The organism is Roseateles sp. AC306 (genome assembly GCF_979253795.1).
This window is the reverse complement of sequence record NZ_CEEDEB010000122.1, coordinates 1-245: the sequence shown is the minus strand read 5'-3', so window position 1 is coordinate 245 and position 245 is coordinate 1. Positions and strand designations below refer to the sequence as shown.

The window sequence follows — 245 nt, the reverse complement described above, 5'->3', positions numbered from 1 at the left end:
ATGCGCAGGCCGCCGTCGTGTTCAGCGTCAGCGCCGCCGGCCTGCGCATGCCGCAAGGCTGGGTCGTCTTCCAGATGTCCCACCCCGCCGACACCGCCGCCAGGACTCCTGCGGCGGCGCTGAACGGCTATGAAGTGGGCATCGATCCTTCTGCCGGCGGCGCGCCCACCCGGACCATCCGCTCGGTCTCTCGGAAAGCGCCCGGGCCCATCAGCGCCGGCTCGGCCTATCAATCGGTGCTGGGC

General features: G+C 71.4%; 1 protein-coding gene. It reads left to right on the top strand.

Annotation, left to right across the window (positions count from 1 at the left end; all coding sequences use genetic code 11):
- Positions 1–245: hypothetical protein (locus AC0IZJ_RS28645; RefSeq protein ID WP_471855668.1), on the top strand; the 245-nt coding region annotated here is incomplete at both ends.